Source organism: Microbacterium album (genome assembly GCF_014643695.1).
Taxonomy (GTDB): domain Bacteria; phylum Actinomycetota; class Actinomycetes; order Actinomycetales; family Microbacteriaceae; genus Microbacterium; species Microbacterium album.
The window spans coordinates 20,481-37,600 of the sequence record NZ_BMJY01000001.1 but is presented as its reverse complement, the minus strand read 5'-3'; the positions used below and the strand labels follow the sequence as shown (position 1 = coordinate 37,600).

General features: G+C 70.5%; 14 protein-coding genes and 1 tRNA gene. 2 read left to right on the top strand and 13 right to left on the bottom strand.

The genetic code is table 11. The features are described from left to right. Positions 1–10 precede the first annotated feature (10 nt). From IEX37_RS00125 to IEX37_RS00100, 6 genes are all read right to left on the bottom strand, one after another. Positions 11–817 (bottom strand): ABC transporter ATP-binding protein, encoded by an 807-nt coding sequence (locus tag IEX37_RS00125; protein ID WP_188754216.1) that lies wholly within the window; start codon positions 815–817, stop codon positions 11–13. After that, complete coding sequence (locus tag IEX37_RS00120; protein ID WP_229662985.1) at positions 817–2,805, bottom strand: dipeptide/oligopeptide/nickel ABC transporter permease/ATP-binding protein; 1,989 nt, start codon at positions 2,803–2,805, stop codon at positions 817–819. The genes IEX37_RS00125 and IEX37_RS00120 overlap by 1 nt, the downstream gene beginning before the upstream one ends. After that, entirely contained in the window at positions 2,802–3,812 is a 1,011-nt protein-coding gene (locus tag IEX37_RS00115) for an ABC transporter permease (RefSeq protein ID WP_188754215.1), read from the bottom strand. Before IEX37_RS00115 ends, IEX37_RS00120 begins: the two co-directional genes overlap by 4 nt. A 4-nt stretch (positions 3,813–3,816) precedes the next feature. Continuing rightward, on the bottom strand, positions 3,817–5,391 hold the full coding sequence (locus IEX37_RS00110) for an ABC transporter substrate-binding protein (protein WP_188754214.1): 1,575 nt from the start codon (positions 5,389–5,391) through the stop codon (positions 3,817–3,819). Between the two features lie 110 nt (positions 5,392–5,501). After that, complete coding sequence (locus tag IEX37_RS00105) at positions 5,502–6,929, bottom strand: aldehyde dehydrogenase family protein (RefSeq protein ID WP_188754213.1); 1,428 nt, start codon at positions 6,927–6,929, stop codon at positions 5,502–5,504. After that, a complete protein-coding gene (locus tag IEX37_RS00100) occupies positions 6,926–8,596 on the bottom strand; it encodes a thiamine pyrophosphate-dependent enzyme (protein ID WP_188754212.1) in 1,671 nt (556 codons plus the stop codon). The genes IEX37_RS00105 and IEX37_RS00100 overlap by 4 nt, the downstream gene beginning before the upstream one ends. Before the next feature lie 149 nt (positions 8,597–8,745). On the opposite strand from IEX37_RS00100, the gene IEX37_RS00095 reads away from it, so the two are divergent. Further along, positions 8,746–9,486 (top strand): FadR/GntR family transcriptional regulator, encoded by a 741-nt coding sequence (locus IEX37_RS00095; RefSeq protein WP_188754211.1) that lies wholly within the window; start codon positions 8,746–8,748, stop codon positions 9,484–9,486. Positions 9,487–9,544: 58 nt separating this feature from the next. On the opposite strand, the gene IEX37_RS00090 is transcribed toward IEX37_RS00095, so the two are convergent. From IEX37_RS00090 to IEX37_RS00070, 5 genes are read right to left on the bottom strand one after another with little or no spacing between them, the layout of a single operon-like run. Beyond that, complete coding sequence (locus tag IEX37_RS00090) at positions 9,545–10,747, bottom strand: M20 metallopeptidase family protein (protein ID WP_188754210.1); 1,203 nt, start codon at positions 10,745–10,747, stop codon at positions 9,545–9,547. After that, positions 10,744–11,955 (bottom strand): amidohydrolase family protein, encoded by a 1,212-nt coding sequence (locus IEX37_RS00085; protein ID WP_188754209.1) that lies wholly within the window; start codon positions 11,953–11,955, stop codon positions 10,744–10,746. Before IEX37_RS00085 ends, IEX37_RS00090 begins: the two co-directional genes overlap by 4 nt. After that, positions 11,952–12,467 carry a hypothetical protein gene (locus IEX37_RS00080; RefSeq protein ID WP_188754208.1) on the bottom strand — a complete coding sequence of 172 codons (516 nt, stop codon included), beginning with the start codon at positions 12,465–12,467 and terminating at the stop codon, positions 11,952–11,954. The genes IEX37_RS00085 and IEX37_RS00080 overlap by 4 nt, the downstream gene beginning before the upstream one ends. Position 12,468: 1 nt before the next feature. Continuing rightward, positions 12,469–13,671 carry a Rieske 2Fe-2S domain-containing protein gene (locus tag IEX37_RS00075; RefSeq protein WP_188754207.1) on the bottom strand — a complete coding sequence of 401 codons (1,203 nt, stop codon included), beginning with the start codon at positions 13,669–13,671 and terminating at the stop codon, positions 12,469–12,471. 54 nt (positions 13,672–13,725) lie between these two features. Continuing rightward, entirely contained in the window at positions 13,726–14,706 is a 981-nt protein-coding gene (locus IEX37_RS00070) for a PDR/VanB family oxidoreductase (RefSeq protein WP_229662984.1), read from the bottom strand. A 133-nt stretch (positions 14,707–14,839) separates the two neighbouring features. Here IEX37_RS00070 and hisC point away from each other — a divergent pair, with 133 nt between their 5' ends. Beyond that, the gene (gene hisC, locus IEX37_RS00065; RefSeq protein ID WP_188754206.1) at positions 14,840–15,922 is read left to right on the top strand and encodes a histidinol-phosphate transaminase; all 1,083 of its coding nucleotides are present in this window, start codon (positions 14,840–14,842) and stop codon (positions 15,920–15,922) included. A 596-nt stretch (positions 15,923–16,518) separates the two neighbouring features. Here hisC and IEX37_RS00060 read toward each other — a convergent pair. Next, positions 16,519–16,592 (bottom strand) — tRNA-Met (locus tag IEX37_RS00060). Between the two features lie 100 nt (positions 16,593–16,692). Then, positions 16,693–17,028, bottom strand: a complete 336-nt coding sequence (locus IEX37_RS00055) for a hypothetical protein (RefSeq protein WP_188754205.1) — start codon at positions 17,026–17,028, stop codon at positions 16,693–16,695. Positions 17,029–17,120 lie beyond the last annotated feature (92 nt).

The window sequence follows — 17,120 nt, the reverse complement described above, 5'->3', positions numbered from 1 at the left end:
TTCCCGCCGCTCACGCGACGACCTCGGCGTGCAGCAGATGGTCCGTCCCGGCGTGCTCGATGCGCGGGATCGCGGCCACGAGCGACTGGGTATAGGCATGAGCGGGGCGTGCGACGATCTCGGCGGAGTCGCCGACCTCGACAATGCGTCCACGCTGCATGACGGCCGTGGTGTCGGCGATGTAGCGCACCGCGGCGAGGTTGTGCGTGATGAAGAGCACCGAGAGGTCGAGCTCGCGCTGCAGGTCGCGGATGAGGTTGAGCACGGCGCCCTGCACGGACGCGTCGAGGGCAGAGGTGATCTCGTCCGCGACGACGAGTCGCGGACGCACCGCGAGGCAGCGGGCGATCGCGACGCGCTGGCGCATGCCACCCGACATCTGCGACGGATACTGGTCTGCGGCGGAGCTCTTCAGGCGAACCAGCTCGAGCAGCTCCCTGACCGACGCCGCCCTCTCGCGCAAGGACTGACTGCCGTGTGTGGCGAGGGCTTCCCCGATCGTCTCGCCCGCCGTCATCCGGGGGTTCAACGACGAGTACGGGTCCTGGAAGATCATCTGCACGTCGCGCGCGCGCTCGCGCCGGTCACCGGCGCGCGTGCGCAGCAGGTCATGGTCGTCCAGCCGCACCGAGCCCGACGCCGCCTTCTGCAGGCCGGCGACGGTGCGCGCGACGGTGGACTTCCCCGAGCCCGACTCGCCCACCAGGCCCACGATCGTGCCGTCGGGCACCTCGAGCGACACGTCGTCGACGGCGTTGAACGCGCTGCGGCCGTGCCCGAACGTCACGACCAGGTTCTCGATCGAGAGCCGCGCCATCAGACCATCACCTCGCTCGTCTCATCGATGCCGCGCCGCGTGGCCTCGACGCCGCGGGCCGTGAGGGTGAACGGACGCCCGTCCTGAGGGTGCCAGCACGCCACGCGTCCGCCGTGCGCATGCGACGCCAGCGGCGGCTCCTCGAACCGGCATTTCTCGGTCGCGAACACACAGCGAGCGGCGAAGGCACAGCCCTGAATCGACTGCGACAGGTCCGGCGGCTCGCCGGGGATCGTCGCGAGCGGCTCGGCGCGGTCGGTGTCGAGGTCGGGCAGCGAGGCCGCCAGCGCCCGGGTGTAGGGGTGGGCGAGCTTCTCGGGCGTCGCGAGTAGCCGCACGTCGATGTCCTCCACGATGCGTCCGGCGTACATTACGAGGATGCGTTGGCACAGCTCGGCGAGCACCGCGATGTCGTGCGAGACGACGATCGCCGCGGACCCGTTCTCGGCGCACTCGCGGCGCAGCAGCGTCAGCACGCGGCGCTGAACGGTCACATCCAGCGCCGTGGTGGGCTCGTCGGCGATGATCAGCGACGGCGAGCCGACCTGCGACATCGCGATGAGCGCCCGCTGGCGCATCCCTCCTGAGAACTCGTGCGGGAACTGCTGGGCGCGGCGCTCCGCATCGGGAATGTCCACGTCCTGGAGGGCCTTGACCGTGACCTCCTGCGCCTCCCGGCGGCTCTTCTTCCCCTGCACACGCGGCACCTCGGCGAGCTGCGTGCCGACACGCAGCGCCGGGTTCAGGGCCGTGAGCGAGTCCTGGAATACCACGCCCACGCGCGTACCGAGAATCTTGCCCGCCTTCGCCGCCGGCATGCCGGCGAGATCGTCGCCCTCGAACGCCAGACGCGATGCGGTGACAGCCGCGCCGGCGGGCGCCAGTTGCGCGATCGACATCATGGTGACGCTCTTGCCGCTGCCGGACTCCCCCACGACGCCGACGAGCTCGCCGGGTGCGATCTGGAACGTCACGTCCTGCACGGTGCGCACCCAGCCGTTCTCGCTGGGGAACGACACGTTCAGGCCCTGAACATCGAGCAAGGGCGCAGGCCAGGCGGCTGCCGGTTCGGGGCCACCCGCCGCCGCGGCGGGCGTCGCCGCCGCCGTGTCGACGTGTGCGCGGGGCGCCGGGCCGAGCTTGCGCGCCGAGACGGTGTGCTGCCCGCTGCGGCGCCGCATGTGAGCGGCGAGCGACTCGCCGAGCATGCTGAAGGTGAGTCCGGCGAAGACGACCGCGACGCCGGGTCCGATCGCCGCGATCGGCGAGATGTAGACCTGGGTGAAGCCCTCGGACAGCATCCGTCCCCAGTCGAACTGCGGCGGCTGCACGCCGATGCCGAGGAAGCTGAGGCTCGATAGTGCCAGCAGCGCTCCGCCGATCGAGGTGGTGATGTTGACGACGACGGGTTCGGCAATGTTGGGCAGCACGTAGTGGGTGAACTGCCGGCCGCGCGAGACGCCCAGCATGCGGGCGGCCGCGAGGTACTCCGAGCCTCCGACGCGGGCCGACAGGGTCTGTGCCAGGCGCGCGAACGACGGCGTCATGGTGAGTGCGAGCGCGATGACCGCGGTGTCGGTGCCCGGCCCGAGCAGGATCACGGTGAGCATCGCGACCAGCAGCACCGGGAAGGCCAGCCACGTCGAGATGACGCTCGAGAAGAGCCGCTGCGCGCGCGTGCCGAGCACGGAGGGCAATGCGCCGATGAGGAGTCCGCATATCGCTCCCAGCGCCGTGGCGGCGAACGCCATGACGAGCGACAGGCGCGTGGCCACGAGGGTGCGGATCAGGATGTCGCGCCCGAGGCTGTCCGTGCCGAGGGGGTGCTCGGCCGACGGGGACAGGTTGATCGCGGCCGGGTCGGCGGCCACGGCCTGCTCACCCCACCAGAGCGGGGCGAAGACCGCGAAGAACAGCAGGACCGTCAGCATGGCGAGCGTGATGATCGCCATGGGCTGCCGGAAGAACGACGGTCGGCGAACGGTCATGTCGTCTCCAGGAGGGTCGTGCGGCGATCCAGGAGCGACAGCACGATGTCGATGACGAGGTTGATGATGAGGATCGTGGCGGCGTAGACGAGCGCCAGTCCCTGCACGATGCCGTAGTCCTTGGTGGTGATGGCCTGCACGAACGCGGTGCCCAGGCCCGGCCAGTTGAACACCTGCTCGACGAGCACGCTGGAGGCGATCATGGTTCCGAGCATCGTGCCGCCGATGGTGAGGGTAGCGGTGAGCATGTTCGGCAGCACGTGCTTGAAATACACCATCGCCGCCGGCAGACGCTTGGACCGCGCCGTGCGGACGTAGTCCTCGCGGAGCGTGCCGAGCGCCTCGATGCGGGCGATGCGGGCGATCGAGGCGGTGGCCGAGATCGCCAGCGCCCCGACCGGCAGGATGAAGGAGGCCGGGCCTGCTCGGCCGGCGACCGGCAGCAGCTGCCATGTGATCGCGAAGACGATGATGAGCACGACGCCGAGCAGGTACTCGGGGATCGCGGCGATGAACGACGTGACGCCCGTGAACCCCGTCTCGAGCCCGCGGTTCTTGCCTCCCTGCGTGAAGATCGCGATGAAGAGGCCCAGCGGGACCGCCACGAGCAGCACGACGAGGAACGCCAGGCCTGCGAGCTCGAGCGTGGCGGGCAGGCGATTCGCGACGAGCTCGCTCACCGACCGGCCGGTGATGAGCGACACGCCGAGGTCGCCGCGGAAGATCCCGCCGATGTAGTCGATGTATTGCACCAGGAGGGGCTGATCCAGCCCCAGCTCCACGCGACGGGCCTGCACGACCGACTCGTCAGCCGTCGCGCCCAGTGCCGCACGGACGGGGTCTCCGCCGGCGAAGCGCAGCACCAGGAACGCGGCGGTCACGATGATCCACATCGCGACGACCGCGCGCCACACGCGGCGGATCAGGAACGCGAGCCACGGGCTGCCGTGGCGGCCCCGCGAGGGGGCCGCCACGACTGCCGTCGTCGGTGGAGCGATCGACGTCATCCGGCTACTCTGCCATCCGCAGGCTGGTCGGGATGACGAGACCGTTGGAATTCAATGCGAACGTAAGGTCCTTGCCGTAGAAGGTCTCGGTCGCCTCGTAGAAGGGCAGCACCTCGACATTCTCGAACAGCGAGGCCTGGGCGGCCGTCCACGTGTCGCAGCTCTCCTCGCCGGCGAGGGCCTGCGCCTCAGCGGCCAGGTCGAAGAACTCCTGGTTCGTGTTGTAGGTCCAGTTCCCCCCATTCGGCGGGAACTCTCCGGACAGGATGCCCTGCCAGGTGCTGGGCAGCGTGGTCGAGATCGGCGCCCACACGATGTCCCAGTCGCCGCCCTGGAAGATGACGTCGGTGTAGGCCTGCGCGGGAGTAGGCGTGGCGGTGACTCCCACCTCGGCGAGCTGCTGCTGGATCAGTTCGATGCCCGACACCAGCGCGTCGTCCGAGCTGCCGGGGTACAGCAGCACGAGCTCGAGCTTCTGACCGTCCTTCTCACGCACTCCGTCCGAGCCGAGGGTCCAGCCGGCGGCGTCGAGCGCGGCGGCGGCCGCCTCCGTGTCGAAGGGGTGCAGACCCGACGTCGCGTCGGCGCCCACGCAAGTGTTGCTGAACGAGTTCACCATCGTCTTCATCGGCTCCCCGCGGCCGCTCGTGCTGACGGTGCCCACCGCGTCGCGATCGATCGCCGAGGCCAGCGCCTGGCGCACCGTGACGTCGTGGGTCGCGCGGCCCTCGGCCTGATTGAAGAAGATCTGGCCGGGGCGAGTGGGCACTTTCAGCGACTCCAGGCCGGACGCGTCGAGCCGGTCGCGGTCGGGACCCGTGATCACGCCGAGCTGCACATCGTTCGACTGGAGCATGTTGGCGATGGTCGACTCGCTCTCGACGACCTCGAGGGTCACCGACGCCGGCAGCCCCGCGGTCTCGGAGGTGACGCCGCCGGGGCCCCACTCGTAGTCGTCGCGCAGCTCGAAGGTGTAGTTCTGGCCGGGCGAGGAGTCGGCGAGCACATACGGGCCCGTGCCGACGGTCTCCGCGCTGAGCACGCTCGGGTCCTCGACGCCGGCGGCGCACACGACGGGCATGAGACCGATGGTCGCCAGCAGGAAGCTCTGCGGCTGCTCGCTCGTGAAGGTGACGGTACGGGCGTCGTCGTCGGCCTCGATCGTGAGGCCGGATGCCGGGAAGTACACGCCCTTGAACGGCGACCCGGTCTCCTCGAGGCCGGCGTAGTCGAAGCTTGCCTTGACGTCGGACGCGGTGAGCGGCGTGCCGTCGGAGCAGACGACGCCCTCCTTGAGGGTGAAGCTCACCTCGGTCGTCGACTCGGTCCACGCCTCGGCGAGCGCGCCCTCGGGGTCCTTGCCGGCCTCGAACGACACGAGGGACTCGTAGGCGTACGACGACAGGGTCTGGCCCGCCTCGGTGGCGTTGGTGATCGGATTGAGGTCGCCCGGGTCGGCCGCGATGGCGACCGTGATGCCGTGGGAGGACCCGGCCTCGCCGCCTCCGCCGCCGGCGCATCCGGCGAGCAGGAACGCGGCGGCTCCGAGGGCAACTGCTGCTTGGCTGCGTCGCTTCATGGATATGCCTCTTTTCGGGTGGAACGCATCATTGCGCGTAAATGATTGTGATCAATTATGTAGATACGGTTGTTTCGGGGATGTAACGAACGAGTTGTGGACTCGAGAAATCAGGCGAGCGACGCCGCCCCCATGATCGCCTTGAACTCGAGGAACTCCTCAAACCCGCGCGAGCCACCCTCGCGACCCAGTCCGGACTGCTTGTAGCCTCCGAACGGAGCGCCGACATCCAGTCCGGCACCGTTGATCCCCACGGTCCCGGTGCGCAGCGTGAGCGCGACCTCGAGAGCACGGCGTTCATCCGCCGACCACACTCCGCCCGACAGACCGTAGTGACTGTCGTTGGCGAGCGTGATCGCCTCGTCCAGCGTCGCGTATTCGGTGATCGCGAGCACCGGACCGAAGACCTCCTCACGGAAGATCCTCATCCCGGGCGTGACGTCCGAGAAGATCGTCGGACGCACGTAGGCGCCAGGCATGTCCAGGGGCTCGAGTCCGCCGGCGAGCAGCCGCGCCCCATCCTCCTCGGCGTGGCGGATGTGCTCGAGCACGCGTCGCTTCTGCAGCTCCGACGCGAGAGGGCCCATCGCGGTGCGGGGATCGAGCGGGTCTCCCGGCGTCCACGCGGCGATCGCGGCGATCGCCGCCCGCTCCCACTCCGCCCGCATGCCCGCGGGCACCAGCACGCGCGTGAGCGCGGCGCACGTCTGGCCGGTGTTGGCGAAGCACGAACGCAGCACCCCGTTGACGGACGCCTCCACCGGCGCATCGTCCAGGATGAGCGCCGCGGACTTGCCGCCGAGCTCGAGCGCCACCTTCTTGATCGTTCGGCTCGCCTCGCGGGCGACGGCCTCGCCGACACCCCGGGAGCCGGTGAAGGTCACCATGTCGACATCGGGGTGCGCCACCAGCGGAGAGCCGACGCCCGCCCCGTCGCCGAAGACGATCGCGACCACCCCCGAGGGCACGCCAATCTCGGTCAGGATGTCGCCGACGACGGCAGCATTGAGCGGGGCCACTTCGCTGGGCTTGAGCACGACGGTGCAGCCGGCGAGGAGGGCGGCGCCCAGCTTCAGCATGATCTGGTGCAGCGGGAAGTTCCACGGCGTGATGGCGCCGACCACGCCGACCGGCTCGGCGACGACGAGCGAGTTCGACACCGCCTCGCGCTCCACGTGCCCGCGGGCAGCGGCGATCAGGGCCGCGAGGTCGGCGATCGCGACGCCCACCTGAGCAGTGCGGGCGAAGCCGATCGGCGCGCCCATCTCGGCCGTGAGCGTCTCGGCGAGGCGGTCGCGGTGGCGCTCCAGTCCTTCGGCGAGGGCCTCGACCAGCGCGATGCGCTCGGGCATGGATGTCGCCGCCCACGCGGGGAACGCGGCGCGCGCGGCGGCGACCGCGAGATCGACGTCGGAGGCGTCGCCGGCAACCACGGCGCCCACGAGCGCGCCGTTCGCGGGGTTGAGCACCTCGATCACCTCTCGCCCCGCGACGGGCCCCCACTCGCCGTTGATGTAGTGGCCGATGACCGCGCTCATACCGATGCGCCCACCTGGGCCAGGTGGGACCCCGCCGGCAGGGGCGCCGGGCGCGGCACCCCCTCGTGGATGAGGTGCCACGGCGAGGGGAACTCCCCGACCGGCACGTCGATGAGGATCGGCTCGTTCGCGGCGACAGCGTCGACCAGCACGCCCTGGAGCGAAGCGGGGTCGTGCGCGGTGGCGGTCGCGATGCCGAAGGCGCGCGCAAGCGTGGGGTAGTCCGGGTTCGTGAGGTCGCTGGAGAAGTAGCGCCCTCCGTACCGGTTCTTCTGGATGCGGCGGACGTTGCCGTAGAACCCGTCGTGGAACACGACCGTCACCAGGCCAAGGCCGTACCGCTTCATCGTCGACAGCTCCTGCAGCGTCCACGAGAAGCCGCCGTCGCCGTTGACGGACACGACGGCGCGCTGAGGATCGGCGGCCTTCACGCCCAGCGCGGTTGCGAAGCCGTAGCCGAGGGTGCCCTGGTAGCCGGGACCGATGTAGGTGCGGGGCTGGTACGCCGGGTAGCAGGCGCTTGCGGCGTAGCCGACCTGCGTGAACTCGCTGACGAACACGCCGTCGTCGGGCAGTGCCGAGCGGATCGCACCGATGTACTCGCGCTGCGGCGCGATGTCGGCGAACTGCTCATCGAGCCACACCCGGACGCGGGCGAGCTCGTCGGAACGGCTCTCCCGTGCCGGACTGCCGAGCTCGTCGGCGAGCGCCTGCAGCGCGAGGGCGGCGTCGGCGTGCACTCGCACCGACGCTTCGCGGGGACCCGCGAGATCGGCGGCCTCGGCGTTGACGAGGATGACCGGGGCGCCGTCGGTGTTCACCTGCGTGCCGAAAGTCGAGACGAAGCGGGTCCCGACGGCGAGCACGAGGTCGGCGTCCTCACGGAAGGCGCGCAACGCAAGGCTGTCGAACGCGAGGCGGTGGCGGGCGTCGAGAGCGCCGCGGCCGTTCTCCGTCATGAGAACCGGCGCTTCCAGCTTCTCCGCGAGCTCCCGCAGGGCCGTGGTGGCGTTGGCGGCGAGCACCCCGCCGCCAACGACGATCAGAGGGCGGCGCGAGGCGGCGAGCAGGCGCGCCGCATCGCGGATCGCGTCCGCGTCCGGAACCGTCGGCGCGAAGCCGACCCGGCCGCTCACCGCCGCCGACGACGTCGCTGCGAGCACGTCGGGCGGCACCTCGAGCGCCACAGGGCGTGGGCGACCCGAGCGCAGCTGGCGGAACGCCTCGGCGACGAGGCCGGGGACCTCGTCGGCGGATCGGGCACTCCCCGTCCACTTCGTCAGGCGCTCGAGGATGCCGGTCTGATCCGGGATCTCGTGAAGGGCGCCGAGGCCCTTGCCGATCGCGTGGGAGTCGATCTGTCCGGCGATGAGCAGCATCGGCGAGTTGGTGGAGTAGCCCGTCGCGACGCCCGAGAGGGCGTTGAGCACGCCGGGACCGGGGACCACCATCGCGACGCCGACGTCGCCGGTGCTGCGCGCGTAGCCGTCGGCCATATACGTGGTGGCCTGCTCGTTGCGCGCGCAGACGAAGTCGATGCGGTCGGAGCGCGAGTAGAGCGCGTCAGCGGCGGCGTCGAGCTGCACGCCCGGGATGCCGAACACCGTGTCGACGCCCTGCGCGAGAAGCGACTCGGCGAGGAGGTCGCCTCCTGTGTTGTCGGCCATGACGGTCCCTTCTGGTCGATCCGTGGATATGATGTTATTCGTTACAATGATTCTGCGCAAATGAATCAATGCAGGGGTTTCTGCCCGCGCGGGCGCTGCGTTCTCTACGATGTGGAGCGGGGCAGGGCCCATCGATCATCGGAGGACGCATGGCATCGCTCACGGACGACGTGCAGTCTGAGCGATCCGCGTTCGCCGGGTCGCGTGTGCGCATCTCCCAATCCGTCGCCGACGGTCTCGTGCAGGAGATCGAGGCGACCATCGAGCGCGAGGCACTCGCACCGGGCTACCGGATCGGCACCAAGCAGGAGCTGTGCGAGCGCTACGGCGTCGCGTCGGCGACGCTCGGCGAGGCCATGCGCGTGCTGCGCGCGCGCGGCGTCATCGAGGTGCGACCCGGTCCCGGCGGGGGACTGTTCGTCGCCGATCAGTCCCCGCTCATCCGCCTCGCTCACAGCGTGCTGAAGCTCCGACAGGACGGGGCGACCGTCAACGAGATCGTCGCGGTGCTCGACGCGCTCGACGAGGCGGTGCTGCGCGACGCTGCCGAGCATCGCACCGAGCAGGACCTCATCGATCTCGACGCGCTCATCGCCGAGCTCGCCGAGGTCTGGGGCGACCCGGTCGCGGGCCTGCACTGCAACTGGCGGCTGCACCGTCGCATCGCGCAGATCTCGCCGAACGCCGTGCTGCGCACCTTCTACCTCAACCTCGTCGACTACATCGAGGCCGAGAGCGTCGGCGAGTCTTCGACCTTCGACGTGATGGGCTTCCACCCCGACACCGACGAGCGCCTGCAGATCCACCGCGACCTCGTCGAGGCGATCCGGACGCGCGACGAGACGCTGCAGCGCGACGCGATCGTCCGCCACCGCACGCTCGGCCGCTGACCGCCCCGACGCGTCTCCGGGTGCCGGCGTGCCGCGCGAGGCCTCGCCCGACGACCCGTCAGCGGGCGACGTGGCGCAGGGCGAGGAGAGCGAGGGCGGCGGCCTGATCGCCGAGCACGTCGTCGTCGAACACCGCGCGCGGCGAGTGGTTCATCTCCGCCTCGGCGGGGTCGATCCCCGCGGGCGTCGCGCCCAGGAAGACGAACGCCCCCGGCACACGGTTCAGCACGAAGGAGAAGTCCTCCGAGGCCATGATCGGCTGCTCGAGCACATCCACGCGGTCGGCGCCGAAGGCCTCGGCGAGGGTCGCGACGGCATCCGTCGCCCTGTCGACATCGTTCACGGTGACCGGGTACACGACCTCGAAGGTGCTCTCGGCGCGGCATCCGTGGGCGGCCGCGACGCGCGCGACGAGCTCGGGCAGCTCGACGGCGAGGCGGTCGACGTTCTCGGGCGAGAGGGTCCGCACCGTCGCACCGAACTCTGCGTCGTCGGGGATGACGTTGAGCGCGTCGCTCCCCCGCAGCGTCGTGACCGAGACGACCACCGGGTCGAACACGGAGAACCGCCGCGTCACGTACGACTGGATCGCCAGCACCGCCTCGGCGAGCACCGGTACCGGGTCCAGCGCCTGATGGGGACGGGATCCGTGCCCTCCGCGAGCGATGATCCGCGCGCGGAAGGCGTTCGCACCGCCCATCAGCGGTCCCGGTCGCGTCGCGAAGACGCCCGGCGTTCCGGGCAGCACGTGGATGCCGTAGGCGGCGCTGACAGGCACGCCCGCCGCCTCGAGCACACCGGCGTCGATCATCTGCGGCGAGCCGCCGCCCGCCTCCTCGCCCGGCTGGAACATGAACACGACCGATCCCGCGAGCTCGGCCCGGCGCGCGCACAGCAGCCTGACCGCGCCCACCAGCCCGGCGACGTGCAGGTCGTGCCCGCACGCATGCATCGCGCCGTTGGTCGAGGCGTACTCGAGGTCGGTCTCCTCGGCGACGGGGAGCGCGTCCATGTCCGCGCGCAGCAGCACAGACGGTCCGTCCGCGGCACCACGCAGCACGGCGATGACCGACCCGAAGTCCTCGGGCCCCTCGGTGATCTCCAGCGGCAGCCCGGCGAGCGCGGCGAGCACGGCGGCCCTGGTGCGGGGCACGGCGAAACCCGTCTCGGGGTTCCGGTGCAGGTCGCGCCGCAGGGCAACGAGGTCGGGCAGGATCGCGGCGGCATCCGCGCGCAGGGCCGCGGCGTCGACGCCGGTCACGCGTCGGCCCACCGGTCGGCGATGACGACATCCTCGCCCTCGCGCCGGAACACCTCGCGGCCCTCGATGAAGACGGCTTCGGCGACGGACGCCGCGTGCAGGGGGTCGCCCGACCACACGACGACGTCACCGTCGAGACCCGGCACGAGGGCCCCGACGCGGTGGTCGAGGCCCGCGATCTCGGCGGCCGCGGACGAGATCGCCGCGAGGGCCTGTTCCCAGGACAGACCGGCACGGAGCGCGACAGCCGCCTGCAGGGCGAGCGCATCGATCGGAACGACAGGGTGGTCGGTGCACAGCGCCACCCGCACGCCGGCGCGGGCGAGCGCGACGAGGTTCGACACCGATGCCTCGCGCGATTCGACCTTGCCGCGGCTGGCGAGCACGGGACCGAAGATCACCGGGATGTCGCGCTCCGCGAGCTCTCGCGCCAGCTTGTGCCCCTCGGTGCCGTGGTTGAGCACGATCCGCAGCCCGAACTCGTCAGCCAGACGCAGAGCCGTGGCGATGTCGTCATGACGGTGCACGTGCTGGTCCCAGGTGAGATCGCCCGCGAGCGCGGCGGCGAGGGCCTCCTTGCCGAGGTCTCGCGTGAAGGGCTCCCCCGTGGCGGCCGCGGCATCGCGCTTGCCGGCGTACTCCTGCGCCCCGATCAGCGCGCGCCGGATCACCAGCGCGATGCCCATGCGCGTGCGCGGCAGCTGATTGCGGCCGCCCCACGTCGACTTGGGGTTCTCGCCGAGCGCCGACTTCACGCTCACCGGATGCTTGACGACCTGGTCGTCGACCGTGCGGCCGCCCCACGTCTTGATCGCGACGCTCGTGCCCCCGATGGGGTTGCCCGAGCCGGGCTTGACGACGGTGGTCGTGACGCCCCCCGCGAGCGCGTCGCGGAACGCGCGGTCCTCGATGTTCACGGCGTCGATGGCACGCACGGCCGACATGTCGGGATCGCTGAGCTCGCTCCCGTCGGCTCCCGCGGAGCCCTCGCCGTCCTCGTGCACGCCGAGATGCGTGTGTGCGTCCACGAACCCGGGCAGCACCCATCGGCCGGTCGCATCGACGATCTCGGCACCGGTCGGCACCTCGATCTCGTGGGAAGGACCGACGGCGGCGATGACGCCGTCCTGGACGATCACCGTGCCGGGCTCGTGCACCTCACCCGCGCCGGTGACGACACGTCCGCCCGTGAACGCGAGCACGCTCATGCATCTTCCTTTCCCGCGCGCATTCGCGCCATCAGTCGGTCCATCGCGTCGTCGACGGCGCCCAGATCGACCCCCGCGAGCCCGCGTCTCGGATCGACCCGCACCAGCACACCATCCTCCACGGCGTCGGGCTCGTGCAGGTCGACGACCGGGCCGTCGATCCACACCCACGGCAGCTCGCCGGCATACGCGCGGATCGTCTCGAGCTTGTCGAACTGCACCGGCAGGAACGGCCAGGGGTCGTCCGGCAGGCCCAGCGCCGCGGCGAACGCGGTGTGCGCATTGTGACCCCACTCCGAGGCCCAGACGATCTCGTAGCGCGCGGCGAGTCGACGGATGCCGTCTGCCGCGCCGTCCGGAATCTGCACGTCCCGCACCCACCGTCCCCACGCCGACACCTCGTGTCGCGTGACGGGCACGTCGGGCTCGCCCTCCAGCACGACGACGTCGCTGATGCCGAGGATCGCGAGCGGACGATCGCCGCGCGGCGGCTGCGCCTGGTACTTCGGCATGTCAGTCCTCGACGGCCGCGGCCAGCAGCGGCGCATCGGGCGCGCCCTCGAAGTAGTTGCCTCCTTCGATGCGCACCACGCGCTCGGCCTCGTCGAAGATGACTCCGGCCGGGTCGCCGCCCTGCGCGACGATCCGGTTCTGTTTGGCCATCATGCGACGCACCATCGCGACGCCCTGGTCGGTGGTGGTGAGGTGGTCCTCGCTGTGCAGCGAGATCGGCCCCTGCGACTTCTGCGCCTCGTAGTCGCCCGGAAGGCGCTGGTGCTCGAGGTCGGTGAGGTCCTTCCAGGCCTTGCCCTCATGCGTCGACCGCAGCTTGCGGAGGAAGTCGGGGTCCGCGTCGCGCGCAACCGTGAAGATGCGGAAGCTCGTGTCGTCCTGCGGCACGACCCAGCCGATCATGTTCGTCTGGCCGGAGCTCAGCTTCGGGCTCGCCACGACGCGCAGGTTCGGGAACATCACCTCGGTGACCCGGCGCAGCTGGCGCCCGTCTCCGAGGTCCCGGTGCTGGATCGAGCGCACGCCGGTCGGGGTGTACTCGTACGAGACGACCGGGATGAGGGCCATCTCGGGCGTGAACTGATTGCCGCTGAACCGCGCGTGCAGGATCGGCACATGGAACGGGTCCATCACGTTCTCCCAGTGCTGCAGCCAGTTGAAGTCCAGCTCAGCGGGACCGCCGCCGCCCACACCGTTGTCGTCGACGATGAGCTGCTCGTCGTGGGCGAGGTTCTCGAACGTGTCGTACTTCGGAAGCACGGGCTTCTTCTCGGGCGGACCCATGTACGCCCAGATCAAGCCGTACTGCTCCTCGACCGGGTACCAGGGCTGGCGCACGCGGTCGCGGTGGAGCCCCAGCTCGGGCTCGCACGGCTGCTCGAGGCAGTGGCCCTCGGTGTCGAAGACCCAGCCGTGGTAGCAGCAGCGGATGCCCTCCTCCTCGACGCCCCCGTAGAACAGCGACGCGCCGCGGTGGATGCAGCGCGGGTGCAGCAGGCCGGGCGCCCCCTTACGGGTGCGGAAGAGCACGAGGTCCTCGCCGAGGATCTTCACGAGGACGGGTCGTGTCGTGGCGTCCTCGACCTTGGCGATCGGCTGCCAATAGCGGCGCAGCACCTCGCCGTACGGGGTGCCGGGGCCGACCTGAGCGAGGTCGTTGAGGGGCGCGCCGAGCCGCAGTCCGTAGGCGGTTCCGGTGTCCATGTGCTCTCCTTCGGGCAGTCGTCGGGGATCGTCGATCATCGGTCGGGGCCAGAGTCAGATGTCGAGGACGAGGGTGGGTCGCCGCGAGCGCGAGACGCAGATCATCATGGTCTCGTTCGCCTCGCGCTCGTCCGGCGCGAGAATGCTGTCCCGGTGCTCGGCCTCACCGTCGATGATGCGGGTCTCGCACGTGCCGCAGACGCCCTCGAGGCACGAGTTCGGGACGCCGATGCCGGCACGCTCGAGGGTCTCGAGGATCGAGCAGTGGGGCTCGACCGTGACGCGCAGCCCCGAGCGACGGGCTTCCACGTCGAAGGTGGAGGCGTCGTCGGCGTCGGCGAACACCCTGGGCTGGAAGCGCTCGAGGTGGAGCGTCCCTCGCGGCCAGTCGAGCGAGAGCTCCTCGAGCGCGTCGAGCATGCGCGCGGGACCGCACGCGTACACGGCGGCGCCGGCCTGCGGGGTACCGATCCACTCGGCGAGCTCGAGCCGCTGGTCCCGGTCGGCCGCGACGAGCGTCACCTCGGGGCCGGTCAGCAGCGCGTCGCGCACGTAGGCCATGCGGTCGAGCGAACGGCCCAGGTACGCCAGGCGCCACCGGCGGCCGGAAGCCGCGACTCGGCGGATCATCGGCAGGAGCGGGGTGATCCCGATGCCTCCCGCCACGAAGATCGTCTCGGGTGCCTCGACGAGCGCGAAGTTGTTGCGCGGCAGGGTCGCCGTGAGCCGCTGGCCCGGTCGCAGGTCGCCGTGCACGTAGCGGGAGCCGCCGCGGCTGATGTCCTCGCGCAGGACCGCGACGTGCCACGTGGTCCGGTCGTCGGGATCCGAGCACAGCGAGTACTGCCGCTCGACGCCGTTGGGAAGGCGCAGGTCGACGTGCGCGCCGGGCTCCCAGGCAGGAAGGTCGCCGCCCTCGGGGCGCTCGAGCGCGAGCAGGAGGATGCCGTCGGCCTCCCAGCGCATCCCGCGCACGATCAGATCGATGTGCGCGGCCGGCTCGGGCTGCGCGGAGCGCGTCCGCTCATCAGGCATCCGACGTACCTTCCTCGATCGTGATGCGACCGCTCGTGGCTATTCGAATAAATGGTTATTATCATTTTGATAGTACGAAGCGCCGCCGGGAGTGTCAAACCGCCTCGGGGCGCGGACGAGGAAGCGAGAGAAGATGTCTGAACTGCGCGTGCGAGCCGATCTCGCCGAGGTCCCGGCCTACAAGCAGGGGCGTTCCGCCGACGCCGGCGACGACCGCGTGATCTATAAGATCTCGTCGAACGAGAACCCCTACGCTCCGCTCCCCTCGGTCGTCGACGCCGTCGCCGATGCTCTCGCAGGCATCAACCGCTACCCCGAGTCGGCGGCATCGGCCCTGACCGCGCGGCTGGCCGGCCGCTTCGGCGTCGCCGGCGAGCACCTCGTCTTCGGCGCCGGGTCCGTCGAGATCGTGTCGCAGCTCATGCGCGCGACCGCGGGCCCCGGCGACGAAGTGCTGTTCGCGTGGCGCTCGTTCGAGGCGTACCCGATGCTCGCGCGCGCTGCCGGCGCCGTGCCGGTGCAGGTGCCCCTGACCGCGGATCACCGGCACGACCTGCCGGCGATGCTCGCGGCCATCACCGACCGCACCCGTCTCGTGATCGTCTGCAACCCCAACAACCCGACCGGCACCACCATCGGGGACGCCGAGTTGCGCGCGTTCATCGACGCCGTGCCCCCGCACCTGCCGGTGCTGATCGACGAGGCCTACCTGCACTTCAACCAGCGGGCGGATTCCCCCGCGGGCATCGAGTATTTCCGGGCTTACCCGAACGTCGTGGTCGCGCACACCTTCTCGAAGGCGTACGGCCTGGCCGGCGTGCGCGTCGGATACGCGATCGCCCCGACGACGCTGGCCGCCGCGATGCGCAAGGTGTCGGTGCCGTTCGGCGTCACGTCGCTGGCGCAGGTGTCGGCAATCGCGTCGCTCGACGCCGAGCCGGAGCTGCAGGAGCGCGTCGACGCCCTGGTCGCCGAGCGCGAGCGCGTCGTCTCGGCGTTGACGGCCGCCGGATGGCAGCTGCCGGAGACCCAGACGAACTTCCTGTGGTTCCCCCTGGGCGAGCACACCGCCGACGCGATGGGTGTCTTTGACGCCCACGGCCTCGTGGTTCGCGGGTTCCCGGGCGAGGGACTGCGCGCGACGATCGCCGAGACGGAAGCGAACGACCGGCTCATCGCGGCCGCCACCGAACTGAGGGAGCGCGAGCTCGGCTGATCGGGGCAGCGGCTACAGGCGACATCGCGCGACCGCAGTAGCGAAGTCCAGGCGCGGGCCTGATAATGGTGCCCTGGCGTGACGGCTGCGGGCCAGTTGCGGGTCGTGGGTAGTGACGATGGCGCCGGGGGCGAGCTCACCGCGGGCCGCTGGCACAGCGCCGCAACGCCGCCGCTCAGCTCCCGGCGAGCGCGGAGACAGCTGGGGTATCCGTGGGTCACGGCGTACGAGACGATGCGCATGCTTCATGAAGCTCGCAACCTGGTCCGCATTCACACCTCCGCCGCGGCGAGGAGCTCCTCGAGGGCTGGGCTCAGGCGCACGGCGCGATCCAGCGTCGGGCGGGACGAACGAAGTTCTTCTCCCGGGACACAACGAGCATTACAGCTCCCCCGGAGGCGATTGTCCAGGTCAGCAGCGAAGCAGCACTACCGGAGTGCCTCCGCCCTGAGACGGCCACAGTGTACGCGGCGCCGATCACCTCGAAGCTCGCAGTAGGAAACCACTGACGCACGGACCAAGGGTATAAGCCGCGGAGGCGGCTCTCGCGACAGCAAAGCGAAGGGCCCGGAATCCTGAGATTCCGGGCCCTTTTGTTGCGGGGGCAGGATTTGAACCTACGACCTCTGGGTTATGAGCCCAGCGAGCTACCGAGCTGCTCCACCCCGCGGCACAAGAGATAACTCTAGCACGGGATCCGTGAAGACGCCAATCCGGCCGACATCCGCGGTTCCGCACACGTTCACCGCCCGGCCAAGGGGCGTTCCGCGTCACGGCGTACCGAGGTCGGCGGCCGGCACGCTGATGGGCTCACCGTGGGCGTCGGCGATCTGGACCAGCGTCGTGCGCAACCGCGCGAATGAGCTGGGAACGTTGTGCATCAGAAGCTTGGCACGCACCTCCAGCGCGTCACCGGCCTCGAGGATGACGACCTCCTCGATGAGCCGCGCGGGAGCCTGGCGTCCGACGTCGATGAGCTGCACGGGCTCGGTCGGTGCCATCTCGTAGCTGTACCACTGCGACGGGATGCCGAGTTCGACGACGGCCGCGCCGGCCGGCGCCGCGGCCGTAGCAGTGCCGATCCCGGCCAGGAGGGCCAGGGCCAAGACCCGGACGGCGCTACCCGACCTGGCGCGGAGAATGCGAGAGAGGAAAGGGCTGCGAGGGCGCGCGAGGCGTCCGCCGGCGTGCAGCGTGG